Source organism: Micromonospora sp. B9E7 (assembly GCF_039871815.1).
In the GTDB taxonomy this organism is placed as follows: domain Bacteria; phylum Actinomycetota; class Actinomycetes; order Mycobacteriales; family Micromonosporaceae; genus Micromonospora.
Window position 1 is genome coordinate 267,977 of record NZ_JBDPLX010000005.1, and the last position, 15,020, is coordinate 282,996.

Annotated in this window: 13 protein-coding genes; 5 read left to right on the forward strand and 8 right to left on the reverse strand. The window is 69.3% G+C overall.

Translation table 11 applies throughout. From position 1 onward, the window contains the following. Window positions 1-50: 50 nt before the first annotated feature. A complete protein-coding gene (gene dnaB / locus ABGB10_RS10490) occupies window positions 51-1,454 on the reverse strand; it encodes a replicative DNA helicase (protein ID WP_347660672.1) in 1,404 nt (467 codons plus the stop codon). Between the two features lie 396 nt (window positions 1,455-1,850). Between dnaB and ABGB10_RS10495 the strand changes: the two genes are divergently transcribed. After that, window positions 1,851-3,386, forward strand: coding sequence for a hypothetical protein (locus ABGB10_RS10495; RefSeq protein ID WP_347660673.1), 1,536 nt, complete (start codon window positions 1,851-1,853; stop codon window positions 3,384-3,386). Window positions 3,387-3,518: 132 nt separating this feature from the next. Here the strand turns inward: ABGB10_RS10495 and rplI are convergent, their stop codons facing one another. From rplI to rpsF, 4 genes are all read right to left on the reverse strand, one after another. Beyond that, window positions 3,519-3,965: a 50S ribosomal protein L9 gene (rplI, locus tag ABGB10_RS10500; protein ID WP_088987066.1), complete on the reverse strand. Its 447-nt coding sequence runs from the start codon at window positions 3,963-3,965 to the stop codon at window positions 3,519-3,521. A 14-nt stretch (window positions 3,966-3,979) separates the two neighbouring features. After that, window positions 3,980-4,219: a 30S ribosomal protein S18 gene (rpsR, locus tag ABGB10_RS10505; RefSeq protein WP_013289355.1), complete on the reverse strand. Its 240-nt coding sequence runs from the start codon at window positions 4,217-4,219 to the stop codon at window positions 3,980-3,982. 41 nt (window positions 4,220-4,260) lie between these two features. After that, window positions 4,261-4,794: a single-stranded DNA-binding protein gene (locus ABGB10_RS10510; RefSeq protein ID WP_030331808.1), complete on the reverse strand. Its 534-nt coding sequence runs from the start codon at window positions 4,792-4,794 to the stop codon at window positions 4,261-4,263. An 80-nt stretch (window positions 4,795-4,874) separates the two neighbouring features. Continuing rightward, window positions 4,875-5,165: a 30S ribosomal protein S6 gene (gene rpsF / locus ABGB10_RS10515; protein ID WP_036411437.1), complete on the reverse strand. Its 291-nt coding sequence runs from the start codon at window positions 5,163-5,165 to the stop codon at window positions 4,875-4,877. 637 nt (window positions 5,166-5,802) lie between these two features. Between rpsF and ABGB10_RS10520 the strand changes: the two genes are divergently transcribed. Next, window positions 5,803-6,594: a deoxyribonuclease IV gene (locus ABGB10_RS10520; protein ID WP_347660674.1), complete on the forward strand. Its 792-nt coding sequence runs from the start codon at window positions 5,803-5,805 to the stop codon at window positions 6,592-6,594. After that, the gene (locus ABGB10_RS10525; RefSeq protein WP_347660675.1) at window positions 6,591-8,960 is read left to right on the forward strand and encodes a hypothetical protein; all 2,370 of its coding nucleotides are present in this window, start codon (window positions 6,591-6,593) and stop codon (window positions 8,958-8,960) included. Before ABGB10_RS10520 ends, ABGB10_RS10525 begins: the two co-directional genes overlap by 4 nt. A 117-nt stretch (window positions 8,961-9,077) precedes the next feature. Here the strand turns inward: ABGB10_RS10525 and ABGB10_RS10530 are convergent, their stop codons facing one another. Both ABGB10_RS10530 and ABGB10_RS10535 read right to left on the reverse strand, forming a co-directional pair. After that, window positions 9,078-10,580: a glycosyltransferase 87 family protein gene (locus tag ABGB10_RS10530; protein WP_347660676.1), complete on the reverse strand. Its 1,503-nt coding sequence runs from the start codon at window positions 10,578-10,580 to the stop codon at window positions 9,078-9,080. A 125-nt stretch (window positions 10,581-10,705) separates the two neighbouring features. Then, window positions 10,706-12,940: a transglycosylase domain-containing protein gene (locus ABGB10_RS10535; protein ID WP_347660677.1), complete on the reverse strand. Its 2,235-nt coding sequence runs from the start codon at window positions 12,938-12,940 to the stop codon at window positions 10,706-10,708. Between the two features lie 4 nt (window positions 12,941-12,944). Here ABGB10_RS10535 and ABGB10_RS10540 point away from each other — a divergent pair, with 4 nt between their 5' ends. Next, entirely contained in the window at window positions 12,945-13,607 is a 663-nt protein-coding gene (locus ABGB10_RS10540; protein ID WP_347660678.1) for a hypothetical protein, read from the forward strand. A gap of 139 nt (window positions 13,608-13,746) precedes the next feature. On the opposite strand, the gene ABGB10_RS10545 is transcribed toward ABGB10_RS10540, so the two are convergent. Then, window positions 13,747-14,193 (reverse strand): DUF5318 domain-containing protein, encoded by a 447-nt coding sequence (locus ABGB10_RS10545; protein WP_347660679.1) that lies wholly within the window; start codon window positions 14,191-14,193, stop codon window positions 13,747-13,749. Between the two features lie 175 nt (window positions 14,194-14,368). On the opposite strand from ABGB10_RS10545, the gene ABGB10_RS10550 reads away from it, so the two are divergent. Further along, on the forward strand, window positions 14,369-15,007 hold the full coding sequence (locus tag ABGB10_RS10550; RefSeq protein WP_030331823.1) for a PadR family transcriptional regulator: 639 nt from the start codon (window positions 14,369-14,371) through the stop codon (window positions 15,005-15,007). The last annotated feature ends 13 nt before the right edge of the window (window positions 15,008-15,020 follow it).

Below are 15,020 nucleotides of genomic sequence, written 5' to 3' on the forward strand. Positions count from 1 at the left end.
GCGCCATCTGGCGCAGGACCACATTCGACTTACGACTTAAGTGGTAAGTCTCAGCCGATGGCCATGTCCACGAAGCGCGACAGGTGCAGCTGGGCCGCGACGGTCACGGTGTCGGTGGGGCCATTCCGATGCTTGGCAACAATAAAATCCGCCTCCCCGGCCCGCGGCGACTCCTTGTCGTAGTAGTCGTCGCGGTGCAGGAGGATGACAACGTCGGCATCTTGCTCAATTGATCCCGATTCACGCAAATCGGACAGCTGGGGTCGCTTGTCCGTACGCTGCTCGGGGCCACGGTTCAGCTGACTGACCGCGATGACCGGGCACTCGACCTCCTTGGCCAACAGCTTCAGGCCACGGGACAGGTCCGCGACCTCCTGCTGGCGACTCTCGGTGCGCTTCGGCGACGTCATCAGCTGGAGATAGTCGACCACGATCATCTTGAGGTCGTGCCGCTGCTTGAGCCGTCGAGCCTTGGCCCGGATCTCCATCAGGTTCATGCTCGGCGTGTCGTCGACGAAGAGCGGCGCCTCGCTGATCTCACCCATGCAGCGGGCCAGCTTGGTCCAGTCGTCGTCGGAGAGCTGCCCGCTGCGCAGAACGTGGAGCGGCACCCGCGCCTCGGCGGAGAGCAGTCGCATGACGATCTCGACCTTGCTCATTTCCAGCGAGAAGATCGCGGCGGCCTGGTTGGCGCGAATCGCAGCATTTCGGGCAAAGTCCATGCTTGCTGTAGATTTGCCCAGACCAGGCCTACCGGCGACGATCACCAGCTGCCCGGCGTGCAGGCCGTTGAGCAGTCGGTCCAGGTCGCTGAAGCCGGTCGGCACGCCGGTCATCATGCCGCCCTGCGCGCCCACCGCCTCGATCTCGTCCAGCGTCGGCTGCAACATGTCGGCGAGGACCGCGAAGTCCTCACTGACCCGGCGTTCGGTGACGTCGTAGACGGCCTGCTGGGCAAGGTCCACGACGTCGTCCACGTCGCGGCTGCCGCCGCTCGCGGTGCCGTAGCCCAGTTGGACGATCTTGGTGCCGGCCTCGACCAACCGGCGGAGCACCGCCCGTTCGCTGACGATCCGCGCGTAGTAGGCCGCGTTGGCGGCGGTGGGCACGCTGGCGATGAGGGTGTGCAGGTAGGGCGCGCCGCCGATGCGTACCAGATCACCGGAGTCGGCGAGTGCGGCCGCGACGGTGATCGAGTCGGCGGGCTCGCCCCGACCGTAGATGTCCAGGATGATGTCGAAGATGGTGGCGTGCACCGGCCGGTAGAAGTCGTTCGTCTTGAGGATCTCGACGACGTCGGCGATGGCGTCCTTGGAGAGCAGCATGCCGCCGAGGACGCACTGCTCTGCTGCCACGTCCTGCGGCGGGGTCTTGTCGAACTGGCCGTCCCGCTGGGCGGGTGGTTGGCCTCCGCCGGAGCGTGACTCTGCCCGCATGTCGTCAGTGACCGACACGGGTCCCCCCTCCACTGCACCGAACCCGATCCCAGCTCTACCGCTGGGGTACGACGCTTCCGTCCGACCGGGCCGGTCGATCGGGGGCCATCAGCCGGCGGTCGAGGGCCAACCATACGGACCCCGAGGTCAGAGACTCAACAACGCCGGTGGACGAGCCTCGGGACAACCTGTGGATGCCGGTGGACAGCATGTGCGCGGAGTGTGCACAGCCTGTGGACAACTGTTGGGGAATTCTTCGTCAAAACTCTCTGAGCTGCGGAAACATGCTCCCCAGCCTGTGGAGGAAGATATTTCGGTCGGCTCTGTGACACGATCGTCCCGTACTATCTCCAGCGAACGGCTACACCTGGACAGCGGATTCCGCTTTGGGTTCAGAAGGGTCACACTCCGGCCGTGAGTTACCGGGACTGGGGACGCGGGGATGGCAGCCCGCGCGAGCGCCAGCCGACCGCCTCGTGGAGTGAGCGCGCGGCGTCCCTTCCGGTCGATCCGTACGACGAGGAGGGGCGCTACCGGACCTCCAGCCGACGGCGTGCCTTGGACCGTGGCCAGGACGAGCCCGTCGACGCCTACCTGCCCCGCTGGGCCCTGGAGTCGGGTGTCCGGCATGCCGACGGCGGCGGGCGTCACGCGGCACCGGACGAGGACGAGCGCGAGACACCCACGTCGGGTGCCGGCCGGCGGTCGGCCGAGTCACCGAGCAGCCGCCGACGGGGCGGTGAGACGGGTTGGCGCGAGCAGGCGGCGATCGGTGCCGCACCCGACGACTCGGACCACACTCGGGAGTGGACCCTCGACCGTCCGCAGGAGCAGGGGTACGCGGGCCGCCGTCGCGCCGACGCCGGGGAGGACGAGCCGGTCTCCGGTGCGATCCAGGACCGCCGCCCTCGCCGTGCGCCCACGGGTCGTCCGCAGGTGATCTGGTCGGGCGGGGATCTCGAGTCCGCTCCGAGCGAGCCCGCGCCCGAGCCGGAGGTGCGACGCCCCACCCGGCGTAGCCGCCGCGCGGCGGAGGAGTCCTGGTCGCGTCCGGCGGCCGACCCGTGGGTTCGAGGATCGGACCGGGTGGCTGAGCCCGAGCCGTCGTATCCGCCCGCGGTGGACCCGTGGGACGCCTCTGGCGTGCATGCGTGGCCATCGGCGGCGGGTGCGGACGGCACGGATCTGAGTGAGCAGTGGTCGGCGGTGGAGAGCGTCGGTGGTTGGGAGCGGTCCGACCGCACCGGCCAGTGGGAGCGGTCCGCGATCGAGGACGACCAGTGGGACCGTACGCTGGCGCCGCGCTCCGACCGATCCGTGGCTGCGGAGGGTTGGCCGGCACGGGGCGAGGGCTTCTGGCCCGGCACTCGGCTGGCCGACGACGACCCCCGGTGGATGGATCCGACGACGTCGGCACCCAGGTCACCGGTGGTGGGCTACACCGCTCCGCGACCGCGCAGCGCGCCGATGCCGACCGGTGGAGCGTCACGGCGTCGGGCGGACCGGCCTCCGGTCGGGGCGGCGTCGGTGCGTCGGCGGGTCGAGTCGGCGGCCGCCGGTGCGTTTTCTCGGCGTCTTGAGGACGATCTGCTCGACCCAGATCCGGGTGGGTCGTTCCGGCCACTGCTGTACACGGCCGCCTGTTACCTGGTGCCCGCGATGCTGATCTTCGTCTGGCTGTTGACGTTGGACGGCCAGGCGCCGGCCGGTTGTGTGACCGACATCAGCGGGGGTGGCTGTGACTCGGCCCGGTCGCGCGCGTTGGAGTCGCTACTCGCCGGTTCGCCGCGTTTCGGGTTGGCGTTGGTGAGCAGTCTGGTCGTGGCGGCTCTGCTGCGGCGGGTGGGCACGACGTGGCGCTCGGCGACCATCGCCGTCGCCGCCGCGGTGGTGGGCGGTGGCCTGTCCACGGTGTTGATCAGCGCGGTGACCGGCCAGCCGATCGGGTGACCGTCCTGCGCGGGGCCGCACGGGGACCGGATGTCCGCATCGGCTCGGATGCTGACGGGGTGGACTGACGACGTACGCACGTGGGCCCGCACCGATTGCTCGGTGCGGGCCCACGTGGTGGTGTTGCGGACGTCAGCCCTGAACGACGTTCAGGTTGAACGACGCGGTCACCTCAGGGTGCAGCTTGATCTTCACCGGGTAGCTGCCGGTCGACTTGATGTGACCGGGCACCTCCAGCCGACGACGGTCGAGGACCGGGCCGCTGGCCGCCTTGACGGCGTCGACGATCTCGGCCGGGGTGACCGAGCCGAAGAGCCGTCCGCCGTCGCCTGCGCGGACCTTCAGGTTGACCTTGAGACCCTCGAGCTGAGCCTTGACCTCGTTGGCGTGGTCGAGGTCGCGGATCTCGCGGGCCGAACGGGCCCGCTTGATGACCGTGACCTGCTTTTCCGCGCCCTTGGTCCAGGCGATCGCGAAGCCCTGCGGCAGCAGGTAGTTACGGCCGTAGCCGTTCTTGACCTCGACGATGTCGCCCGGGGCACCGAGGCCGGACACTTCCTGAGTCAGGATGATCTTCATATCGGTGCCTCCTCTCAGCGGGTGGTGGCCGTGTACGGCAGGAGCGCCATCTCACGGGCGTTCTTGACCGCGCGGGCGATCTGCCGCTGCTGCTGCGAGGTCACGCCGGTCACCCGTCGAGCGCGGATCTTGCCGCGGTCGGAGATGAACTTGCGCAGCAGCGCGGTGTCCTTGTAATCGATATAGGTGATCCCGTCCTTGTCGAGCGGGTTCACCTTCTTCTTCGGCTTGCGAAGTGCCGCAGCCTTGGCCATTGCACGTGCTCCTGGTTTGCGATCGCGGGCGCTCGGCGCCATTAGAACGGTGGCTCCTCGTCAAAATTGGCGCCCGAACCGGCACGCGCGGGAGAGGGAGCGGCCGAAGCCCAGGGGTCGTCGAAGTTGCCTCCGCCGCCACCCTGGTTGCCACCACCACCGCCACCGAAGCCGCCGCCACCGCCGCCGGAGCGGGACATCTTCTGCACCTTTGCCGTGGCGTAGCGCAGCGACGGGCCGATCTCGTCAACCTCGAGCTCGATGACGGTGCGCTTCTCACCCTCGCGGGTCTCGTACGACCGCTGACGCAGCCGGCCCGACACGATCACCCGGGCGCCACGCTGCAGCGACTCGGCGACGTGCTCGGCGGCCTGACGCCAGACGGTGCAAGCGAGGAACAGCGGCTCGCCGTCCTTCCATTCGTTCGACGCCTTGTCCATGAAACGGGGCGTCGAAGCGACTCGGAACTTGGCGACCGCAGCCCCGGAGGGGGTGAACCGCAACTCGGGGTCATCGGTCAGATTGCCGATGACCGTGATGGTGGTGTCTCCTGCCATGACCATCTCCTCGCGCACTCAGCGTCTCGTCGTACAGGCTGCCAGAGCCCTCTGACAGAGTCGCGGAGGCTGATCCGGACGAACCGGGGTTTGAAGGCTTAGCGCATTTCCGGTCGGAGGACCTTGGTGCGCAGCACGGACTCGTTGAGTCGCAGCTGACGGTCCAGCTCGGCCACCGCAGCAGGCGTGGCCTGCAGGTCGACGACGGCGTAGATGCCCTCTGCCTTTTTGTTGATCTCGTACGCGAGGCGCCGGCGGCCCCACACGTCGGTCTTCTCAACCGAGCCACCCGCGGTCCGAATCACGTTCAGGTACGTGTCGAGCGACGGGGCGACGGTGCGTTCCTCGAGGCTGGGGTCGAGGATCACCATGATCTCGTAATGACGCAAGACGTGCTCACCTCCTGTGGGCTAAGCGGCCACGGTCCTTCCGTGGCAGGAGGTCTTGTGTCGTTGCCCGCACGTGCCGAGGGAACCCGGCCGGACGCGGACAACCTGACCAGGATACCCGGTCCCAACGATCATGCCCGGGGTGGTCGGGTCGACGCCCGGGCAGTCCGACGGGGGCCCACCGTTCGGCCGTCATCCGGCCGATGGTGGACCCCCGTCTACGAGGCCGCGGGGCGTCTGGTCCGCATTCCTTGGGTGGGACCTGGGGAGGAACGACCACACCGATGAGGTTGGACCGAAGACGCCCCGCGGAGCTTTATCGTGTTGTTACCTGACGATACAACAGCACTCGTACCTTGTCGGGGGGAAAAGCACAAATTGCCGAGATTTTCGACGGTAGACGTCTGATATGCGGGGGTCTCCTCCGCCGCGCCGGGCCGCACGGCGGAGGTGACCTCGCTGTCGGCCGTCGACCCTCCGGTCGCCAGCCGTGGCGCTCTCGCACCGCCGGAGGCACCGGGTACTGGTCGCCGGTTCCATTCCATCAACGACCGTCGGTCCGCCCGGTGACGCGACCGCCCGCGACACCGCCCCGGCCGTCACCCGCCAGTCAGGGTCGCGACGTAGGCTCGCTCGCATGCGTATCGGAGCCCACGTCGATTCGACCGACCCGCTGGCGGAGGCGGCCGCCCGGTCCGCCGACACCGTGCAGTTCTTCCTCGCCGACCCACAGGGATGGAAGGCGCCCAAGCCCCGGGAAGACGCCGAACGGCTGCGCACGGCCGAGGTCGACCTCTACGTGCACGCGCCCTACGTCATCAACGTCGCCACCCTCAACAACCGCATCCGGATCCCCAGCCGAAAGCTGCTGCTCGGGCACGCCAACGCGGCCACCGCCATCGGCGCCAAGGGCCTGATCGTCCACGGTGGGCACGTCAACGCCGGGGACGACCTGGCCGTCGGCTTCGACAACTGGCGCAAGACATTCGCGTACGCAGCCGACTCCGGGGGCTTCGGAGTGCCGGTCCTGATCGAGAACACCGCCGGCGGCGACAACGCGTGCGCCCGGCGGCTGGACGCGCTCGCCCGACTCTGGGACGCCGTCGGCGACTACGAGGTCGGCTTCTGCCTGGACACCTGCCACGCGTACGCGGGCGGCGAGGAGCTGCTCGGCCTCGTCGACCGGGTCAAGGCGATCACCGGAAGGATCGACCTGGTGCACGCCAACAACTCCAAGGGCGCGTTCAACTCCGGCCAGGACCGGCACGACAACCTGGGCGGCGGCACGATCGACCCGGAGTTGGTCGTAGCGGTGATCCGGGCGGCCGCGGCTCCGGTGGTCGTCGAGACACCGGGCGGTGTGGAGGGCCAGGCGGCCGACATCGATTTCCTCCGTCAGCAGCTCGGGACGGCGAGCCCGGCAGCATGACGACCGGACAGCCCGGGACCGGGAAGGCCCGGCCCACCCCCGGCGGCTCGGACGCCGAGATCCGATCTGCCGCCGCGTCCGCATCGGGCACCCCGGCCCAACCGGCTCGCACCGCCGACGCCGTCTCCGGCGACAGCCCCGAGGAGACTGTCGGGGGCCAGTCGCGATCGAGCGACGGCGGGGCGACCGGAGCCACCTCGACCAGCGATCCGAAGCCCTCGAAGAACGGTGTCGTGAAGAAGGACGCTGGCGCGGGTAAGAGTGGCGACCGGATCGGCAACGCGGCCAAGGACGGCACCGAGAGTGCCGCCGCAACCAGTGACAGCACCACCAGCAGCCCGGCCGAGACCGACAGCACGACGGTCGCCCCGAAGGACAGCGCCCCGGCGACGACCCGCACGGACGGCGCCCCGGCCAAGGACGGCGAGGGCGGCCGCACGGAGGACGATGCGGCCGGGAGCAAGGAATCACCGCCGTCGGCACCGCGGAGATGGTGGCGGTGGACGGGTAAGGGCAAGAGGGCGGGCAAGACCGCCAGCCTGGTGAAGACCGACGGTGCCACGAAGACCGACGGTGCCGACAAGCCGGTCGAGCCGGACCGGTGGGAGGCGTTCGCCTCCGCGCCGGAGCCGCGGCCCTCCATCGTGACCCGGTCGGGTCGAGCCGTCGGCCGTTTCCTGATCCACGAGTGGACCCTGGCGGCCCTCTGCTCGCTGGCGCTGGCCGTGCTGATGACCTGGCCGACCCTGCGCTATCCCCGCTACACGCTCCCGCAGGACTACTGGGACCCGAGCCTGCAGGCCTGGCAGATGGCCTGGTCCGGGCACATCCTGCTGGCCGACCCGGCGCGTCTGTGGCAGTCCAACACGTTCTTCCCCGAGCTGTGGAGCTTCGCGTTCTCCGACACCCTGCTCGGATACGCCCCGGCCGGAATGCTCGGCAGTGGCCCCGAGGACGCACTGCTGCGCTACAACATCATGTTCGTGCTGGCGCACGCGCTCGCCACGTTCGGGGCGTACGCGCTGGCCCGCCAGCTCGGGGCTGGCCGGATCGGCGCCGCCGTCGCCGGCGTCAGCTACACGTACGCGCCGTGGCTGCTGGCCCAGGCCGGGCACCTGCACGTGCTCTCCAACGGCGGGATTCCGCTGGCGCTGGCGATGTTGGCGCGCGGGCACGGCTGGTCACTACGGCACGGCTATCGGCCCGAACGCCGACACGACGGATGGGTCTACGCCGGTTGGCTGGTGGCGGCCTGGCAGCTCAGCCTCGGCTTCGGCATCGGGCTGCCGTTCGCGTACTTCCTGGCCGGCGCGGTGCTGGTCGCGGTCGTCCTCTTCTACGCGCGGCGGCTGCGCACTCGCCAGGCCGTGCCGTTCGGTCGTCGGTTGTTCCTCGCCGACCTGCTCGGCGGATTGTTCTTCGCCGGTGTGGGTCTGCTGATGGCGTACCCGTTCTACCAGGTGACCGAGCTGCACCCGTACGCCGAGCGGACCATTGCCGACGTCAGCATCTTCTCGCCTCCGGCGTCGGGTTTCGTGACGGCGCCCGCCGAGTCGCGGATCTGGGGTGGTCTGCACGAGGGCGCTCGCGCCGCGCTGCCGTGGCACCCGGAGATGACCCTGCTGCCGGGCTTCGTGCTCTACGCGCTCGCCCTGGGCGGGCTGTTCTTCTCGGTCTGGCGGCTGCGGCACCGACTGCTGCTGCTCGCCGGGGTGCTGGTGACCATGGCCTTCGCGATGGGCACCCGCTTCTTCGACGGCACCCTCACCTACGTGCCGCTCTTCGAGCACGTGCCGGGCTGGAGCGGGTTGCGTACCCCCGGTCGCTTGATGTTGTGGACCACGTTGTTGCTCGGCCTGCTCGCGGCCGGCGCGGTCACCGCACTCACCGACCGGGTCCGCGAGTTGACCGCGCAGCGGATCCCGTCGTGGCCTGGGCCGTGGCTGCGGATGGCCACCCTGCTGCCGTTGCTGCTGGTGACCGTGGAGGGCCTGAACACCACGCCGCACCCGGTGGTGCCGACCCAGCCAGCCGCGATGCGTTCGGCGCAGGGGCCGCTGCTGGTGCTGCCCAGCAACCAGAGTCTGGACCAGCACGTGATGCTCTGGTCGACCAGCGGTTTCCCCGACGTGGTCAACGGCGGTAGCGGCTTCACTCCGCGTCAGCTCGACGACGTTCGTCGGGTGAGCCAGTCGTTCCCCGACCAGACCAGCGTCGACTACCTGCGCACGCTCGGCGTCCGCACGGTGGTGCTGCTGCGCGGGCAGGTGCCGGGCACACCGTGGGAGATCACCATCGACACTCCGGTGGAATCGCTCGGCATCAGCCGGCAGGACGTCGGTGATGCTGTCGTCTACCGGCTCTGAAGCTTCAGGGCGGTTTTTCGGGAAGCCCGCCCGGCTCCGGGCGGTCAGGCTTGATCCCTGCGCCGGGCGGGCTTCCCGAAAACCTGACGTGGTCCGGGCCGCCTTATGCCTAGGTAATCAAGTGGTTACTGGCTCTCGTGAGGGTTCACTCTTCGACGGGAGGCGCCAGCGGTCCAGCCAGGGGGCGTCTGGTGCGCCGTCGAGCACGCCACCGTCCGGGTCGTCCGGGTAGGTTGCCCGCACCGCGTCCCGCTCGGGGTGCAGGATCTCCTTGACGACCAGCACGCAGAGCACCACCACGGTGGTCAGCCGCAGCGTCGCGGCCAGCACGAACACCCCCTCCGGGAAGACCGGGCGACTGGTCGCCGCCCCGAGCAGTTCTCCGTAGAAGGCGACGAAGTAGCAGACCTCGGCGATCTGCCAGGCCAGGAAGGCACCCCACTTCGGACGGGCGAGCACCACCAGCGGCAGCAGCCACAGCACGAACTGCTGGGACCAGACCTTGCTGAAGATGAGGAACGCCGCGACCACCAGGAAGGCGAGCTGCGCCAGCCGTGGCCGGCGCGGCGCGCGCAGCGCCAGCACGGCGACACCGAGGCAGGCCAGCCCGAACAGCGCGTACGAGATGGTGTTGAGCGTGGGGATGTTGGCGTTCAGCCACTCGAACGGGCCGAGCTGAGCGGGGTCGTTGCCGACCTTGCCGTCCAGGTAGCGCCCGATGTACCAGAGCGTGCCCCAGTCGATGGGCCGGGTGGTGTTCAGCTCGAAGAACCGGTCCCAGTTCTCCGGATAGGCGCGTGCGGCTGGCAGGTTCACCAGCACCACGGCGGCGATCGCCGTACCGGTGGCGATGAGCGCGGCGCGGATCCGGTCGGCGCGCAGCGCCAGGACGAGGATCGGCCCGAGCAGGAACAGCGGCCACAGTTTCGCCGCGCCGGCGAGCCCGAGCAGCACACCGGCCACCGCCGGTCGTTTCCGGGCCCAGGCCAACAGGCCGAAGGCGGCCAACCCGATGGCGAGCAGGTCCCAGTTGACGGTGGCGGTGAGCACCAGTGCCGGGGCGAGCGCGAACAACGCGGCGTCCCAGGGTCGTCGGCGGCGAAGGGCCAGGAGCACCGCCACGGTCGCCACCGCGAGTGCGCCCAGCACCAGCGCGTTGAGGTTGTAGAACCACTGGCCCTGGTTGATGCTCGGGTCGCCGTCACCGACGGCGTGCACCGGCAGGCCCAACGCCCCCATGAAGTAGCCGGTCAGCACCGGGTACTCGACGGGGTGGTCGCGGTAGGGAACCTTGCCCTCGTTGAGCCCTTCGGCGTAGTAGAGGGCGAGGACGTCGGTGTAGCAGAAGCGGGTGTACTGGACGTTGTTCTGCCAGGCGCCGTCCTGACAGGGCGACTTCTGCACCCAGTGCAGCGCGAGCGTGAGACACGCCAGCGCCAGCACGATCCGGACGGCGGTCCAGAAGCGACGTTCCTGACCGGCCGGTCGGTCCAGCGCGGTCGCGTGGTCGCCCAGCGGCCCGCCGATCGCGCTGGACATGCCGCGGACGAACCCGTCGGAGCGGGACGGGTGATCGGTGGTACCGGCGTCGTCGATGCCGGGCGTCGACTGGGTGCTCATGAAGAGGCATCCTGCCGTACGACAGGGGTGCCCGTCCCGTCCCGACGCGGAGATCCCGGGTACGAAAACGCCGCCGCCGGCCGGGACAGGTCGTCCGGCCGGCGGCGGCGTGCAGAGGGTTGGGGTCAGTCCCGGTTTGGCGGAAGGCCGGGGAGCACTCCACCACCACCACCACCACCACCGCCACCGCCCCCGGGTCCACCGGGATTACCACCAGGATTGCCTCCGGGATTACCGCCGGGGTTGCCTCCCGGGGTACCGCCGCGCGGGCAGAACGGGTCGGTGAGCGGGTCACACTGCGGACCGCCCGGGACCGTCGGCGGCGGCGCCACCGGCTCCTTGCCGTTGCCCTTCGTGACGTCGCCTTCGCCCGTGACGGTGGGCAGGGGGATCTCCTCCTGGCCCTTCAGGGCGGCGTTCATGAACTTCTCCCAGATCGGGCCGGGGAGCGTCGAACCACCGACGTCCTTGCCGTTGGCGAGCCGGATCTCCGGCTTTTTCGGGTCCCGACTGCCCACCCACACCGCCGTGGCGTTCTGCGGTGTGTAGCCGACCGTCCAGGCGTGCGAGTTGTCGTCCTTGTCGTACTCCCAGGTGCCGGTCTTGGCGGCCGCCTGGCGGCCGCTCTCCAGCGACATGTTGTTCGACCCGGCCCCGGGGATCTGCTTCAGGACGCCGGTGACCTCGTCGGTGACCTTCTTGGCGATCCGCTGCTCAGGCTTGATGCGCTCGCTGCCGACCACCTTCCACTTACCGGTGTCCTTCTCCTGCTGCTCGACCTTGAGAACGAAGTGGGCCTTGATGTACTTGCCGTCGTTAGCGAACGTGGCCATCGCGTTGGCGTGGTCGAACACGGTGATCGGGTACTTGCCGAAAGCGGTGTAGTTGTCGAACGGGTTCGGCCCCTTCTTCGACAGGTCGAAGGCCTGCGGCGGGTCGACACCCCACATGGTGGTGACGCCGGCCTTGCGGGCCATGTCGACGACCTTGCCGGCGCCGATCGTGTCGGCGACCCAGTAGAACGGCACGTTGTACGACTGGACCGTCGACTCTTCGAGGGTGCACCACTTGCCGCACTTGAGGTTGGTGCGGCCGGCGTTACCGATCGCGACCGAGGAGCCCTCGGGCTTGTACGGCGTGGGATCCCAGTGCGACTTGACCGAGATGCCGGCCTCGATCGCGGCTGCCAGCGTGTACACCTTCATCGACGAGCCCGGCTGGTGGCCACCGGTCAGGTCACCGTTCTTGTCGATGTTCTTACCGGCGTAGTCGAAGTCGGCACCGCTGTCACCGCCGTAGTAGGCGAGCACTCGACCCTTCTTCGGGTCGATCGACACCATTGCCGCCATCAGGTTCTTCGGCTGGTCGTTGAGCTCGGAGCCCTTCTTCGACTGCATCGCGGTGTTCTCGGCGGCGGCCTGCAGCTTCGGGTCGATGGTGGTGGTGATCCGGTAGCCGCCGTCGCGCAGCGCGTCCACACAGCTCGTCTTGCCCTCCGCACCGCTGTCGGAGCAGAGGCCCATCGCGTCCATCTCTTGCCGGACGTAGTTGATGACGTTGCCCCGCGGGCTGTCGACGCCGAACCCGTTGCCGCCCTTCTTCGGTGCCAGCACCTTGGGGTACTCGGTGGGCGACGCGGGCCGGTTGGGGGCGTCCACCCAGCCTTCCTTCTTCATGCCGCCGATCACGTAGTCCCACCGCGCCTTGGCGTCGGGCAGGTTGACCGCGGGGTCGAACCCCTTGTGGGTCTCGCTCGCCACCGGCTGCTTGATGACCGCCGCGAGGACCGCGCCCTCGCCCACGCTGAGGTCCTTCGCGGACTTGCCGAAGTAGGTCTGCGCTGCGGCTTCGATGCCGTAGGCACCGCGCCCGAAGTAGATCACGTTGAGGTAGTGCTGCATGATCTCCGGCTTGCTGTACGCGTCGTTCAGCTTGGAGGCCAGGATGGCCTCCTTCACCTTCCGGCCGTACGTGTCGTCCTGGAGGTTCTCGAACGCGTTGCGGGCGTACTGCTGGGTGATCGTCGAGGCACCCTGCTTGTCGCCACCGGAGATGTTGTTCCAACCCGCCCGGACGATGCCCTTGTAGTCGACGCCCGAGTGCCGGTAGAAGTTCCGGTCCTCGGCTGCCGCCACCGCGTCCTGCACGTGCTGCGGGATCTGGTTGATGGTGACGAAGGTGCGGTTCTCGCTGCCCAGCTTGGCCAACGCGGTCTTGCCGTCCTTGGCGTAGACCGTGGTGGACAGCGGCAACGGCAACTCGTCGGGCATGACCACGTTCGTCGAGTAGTAGGTGAAGCCGACCACGCCGATGCCGGCGAGCATGATGAAGGCCGCGAACGCGGCGATCAGCAGGTTCATCCGCTTGCGCTTCTTCGACCGTGCCGCAGCACCCGAGCCACCCGCGCCACGGCTGCCCCGACCCGGACCGTTGGGTCCACCGGGGCCACCAGGGCCACCAGGGCCGCCGGAGACCGGTGAGACGCTCGCCCGCGCGACCGCGGCACGGCCACCCACCGACGCGGAGCCGACACTGGCCCGGCCCGCCGAGGCGGTGCCGACGGAGGCCGCACCGACGGCAGCGGCACCGACCACGGCCCGACCCGCTGGCGCGCCGGGCGCCGGGGACACGGGAACCGAGGCCCGGCCCGCACCAGCGCGTCCGGTGGCCGCACCCGGCGCTGGCGACACCGGCACCGATGCTCGCCCGGAGCGACCCGGGGTCGCCGAGCCCACCGAGGCGGATCCGGCGGCCGCAGCGCCACGCGGCGGCACCGACGCCGATCCGCCGACCGTGGCCCGCCCACCGGTGGCCCGCGGTGTCACCGAGGCGCGACCCGGGGTCGCCGCGCCGCCCTCCGAGGCCGACCAGCCACCCCCACGGAAGTCACCGCCGGGTCCGGGGTCACCGTCCGGGCCCGGGTACTGGGCCCGCCCGCGCGCAGAACTGGGATCGCCGTACGAGTTCATTCCTCACACCCTGCCGGTCGCGGTGGGGCGCGACTGCGCCGCCACCGGGTTGCCGTGAGTTGCTTCACCCGGGACGCCGGCACGGGGGTGCCGTTTCACCGAGGTACTTGCAGTATCAATCGGGCCAATCGGACTAACGAGCGGCCGACCGTCCCGGGTTTCGTCTACGGCCCCGGGGCCGGTCCAACCTGCTTCGATCACCGTTGCGCCTCTCGCCTCCGCCGACCCGCACCTTCGGCTGCCACGTCCTGCTCGCCGGTGCCGTCGCTGTCGCCGGCCAGACCGTCCCGGCCGAGCAGGTACTGCTCGACGAGATGGTTCCAGTCACAACCGAGGCACACCTCCACCACGAAGACCTGGAACTCACGCAGCGTCATCGCCAGCACGGGCAGCTCGGTGAGTGTCCGGGCCTGCCCGGCGGACTGCTTGAGTTCGTCGCCGTAAATGTAGTGGACGAGGGTCAGGTTCTCGCTGCGGCAGATCGGACAGCGCCGGTCGGTCGGCTCACCGTGGAAGCGGGCGGCGTTCTTCAGGTACGGCGATGCGTCGCAGACGTCGTACGTGCCGACCCGGCCGGCCAGGAGCTCACGCAGCACTGCTCGCTTCTGGAGCGAGTAGTCGACGACCTGGCGCTGCGTACGCATGCGAAGAAGGGTACGCGGTCCGGCCCGAGCAGGCGACCACGCTCACAATCCGTGACGACGACGTCTCGGAGAGGGGGTTTGCCCTGACCCGCACGACCCGCTAACGTGCGATGTATCGGTCCGATACATCGCGGCGGTTACCACTCCACGCCGGAGGGTAAAGAGAGGGTGGCCAGTGCTTGAGTTCGCCATCCTCGGCCTCCTGCAGGAGTCTCCGATGCACGGCTATGAGCTGCGCAAGGAGCTGACCGCCAAACTCGGCGCGATCCGGGCGGCGATCAGCTACGGCTCGCTCTATCCCACGCTACGCAGGCTCCAGGCGGCGGGATGGATCACCGAAGCTGCTGAGACGCCCGCCACTGCCGAGGAGGTTCCCGCGCTGACCAGCCGACGAGGTCGGGTGGTCTACAAAATCACCGCGGAAGGCAAGGAACGCTTCGCCCAGCTGATTGCACAGGCCGGGCCCGAGACGTATGACGACACGGGCTTCGGGGTGCACTTCGCGTTCTTCGCCCGGACCGACCAGGCGACCCGCCTGCGCATTCTGGAGGGTCGCCGCCGCAAGATCGAGGAGCGTCGCGAAGGGCTTCGCGACGTGCTGGGCCGGGCAGCCGAGCGCCTCGACGCTTACACGCTGGAACTGCAGCGCCACGGCCTTGATGCCTGTGAGCGCGAGGTCCGCTGGCTGGAGGAGCTCATCGCCAACGAGCGCTCCGGCCGAGCCCCGACGGTCCCGAACATCGGGACAGCCGGCGGCCGACGAGAAGACAACAGCCCGCCTCCGCCTGGAGAGACCAGGAATGAGCGGCCGTGACAGAAAAGAAGGA

Coding starts and splice junctions, on each gene's coding strand:
- ABGB10_RS10545 (WP_347660679.1), bottom strand. CDS start 14,193: ATGCGTACGCAGCGCCAGGTCGTCGACTACTCGCTCCAGAAGCGAGCA.
- rplI (WP_088987066.1), bottom strand. CDS start 3,965: ATGAAGATCATCCTGACTCAGGAAGTGTCCGGCCTCGGTGCCCCGGGC.
- ABGB10_RS10535 (WP_347660677.1), bottom strand. CDS start 12,940: ATGAACCTGCTGATCGCCGCGTTCGCGGCCTTCATCATGCTCGCCGGC.
- rpsR (WP_013289355.1), bottom strand. CDS start 4,219: ATGGCCAAGGCTGCGGCACTTCGCAAGCCGAAGAAGAAGGTGAACCCG.
- ABGB10_RS10525 (WP_347660675.1), top strand. CDS start 6,591: ATGACGACCGGACAGCCCGGGACCGGGAAGGCCCGGCCCACCCCCGGC.
- ABGB10_RS10530 (WP_347660676.1), bottom strand. CDS start 10,580: ATGAGCACCCAGTCGACGCCCGGCATCGACGACGCCGGTACCACCGAT.
- ABGB10_RS10520 (WP_347660674.1), top strand. CDS start 5,803: ATGCGTATCGGAGCCCACGTCGATTCGACCGACCCGCTGGCGGAGGCG.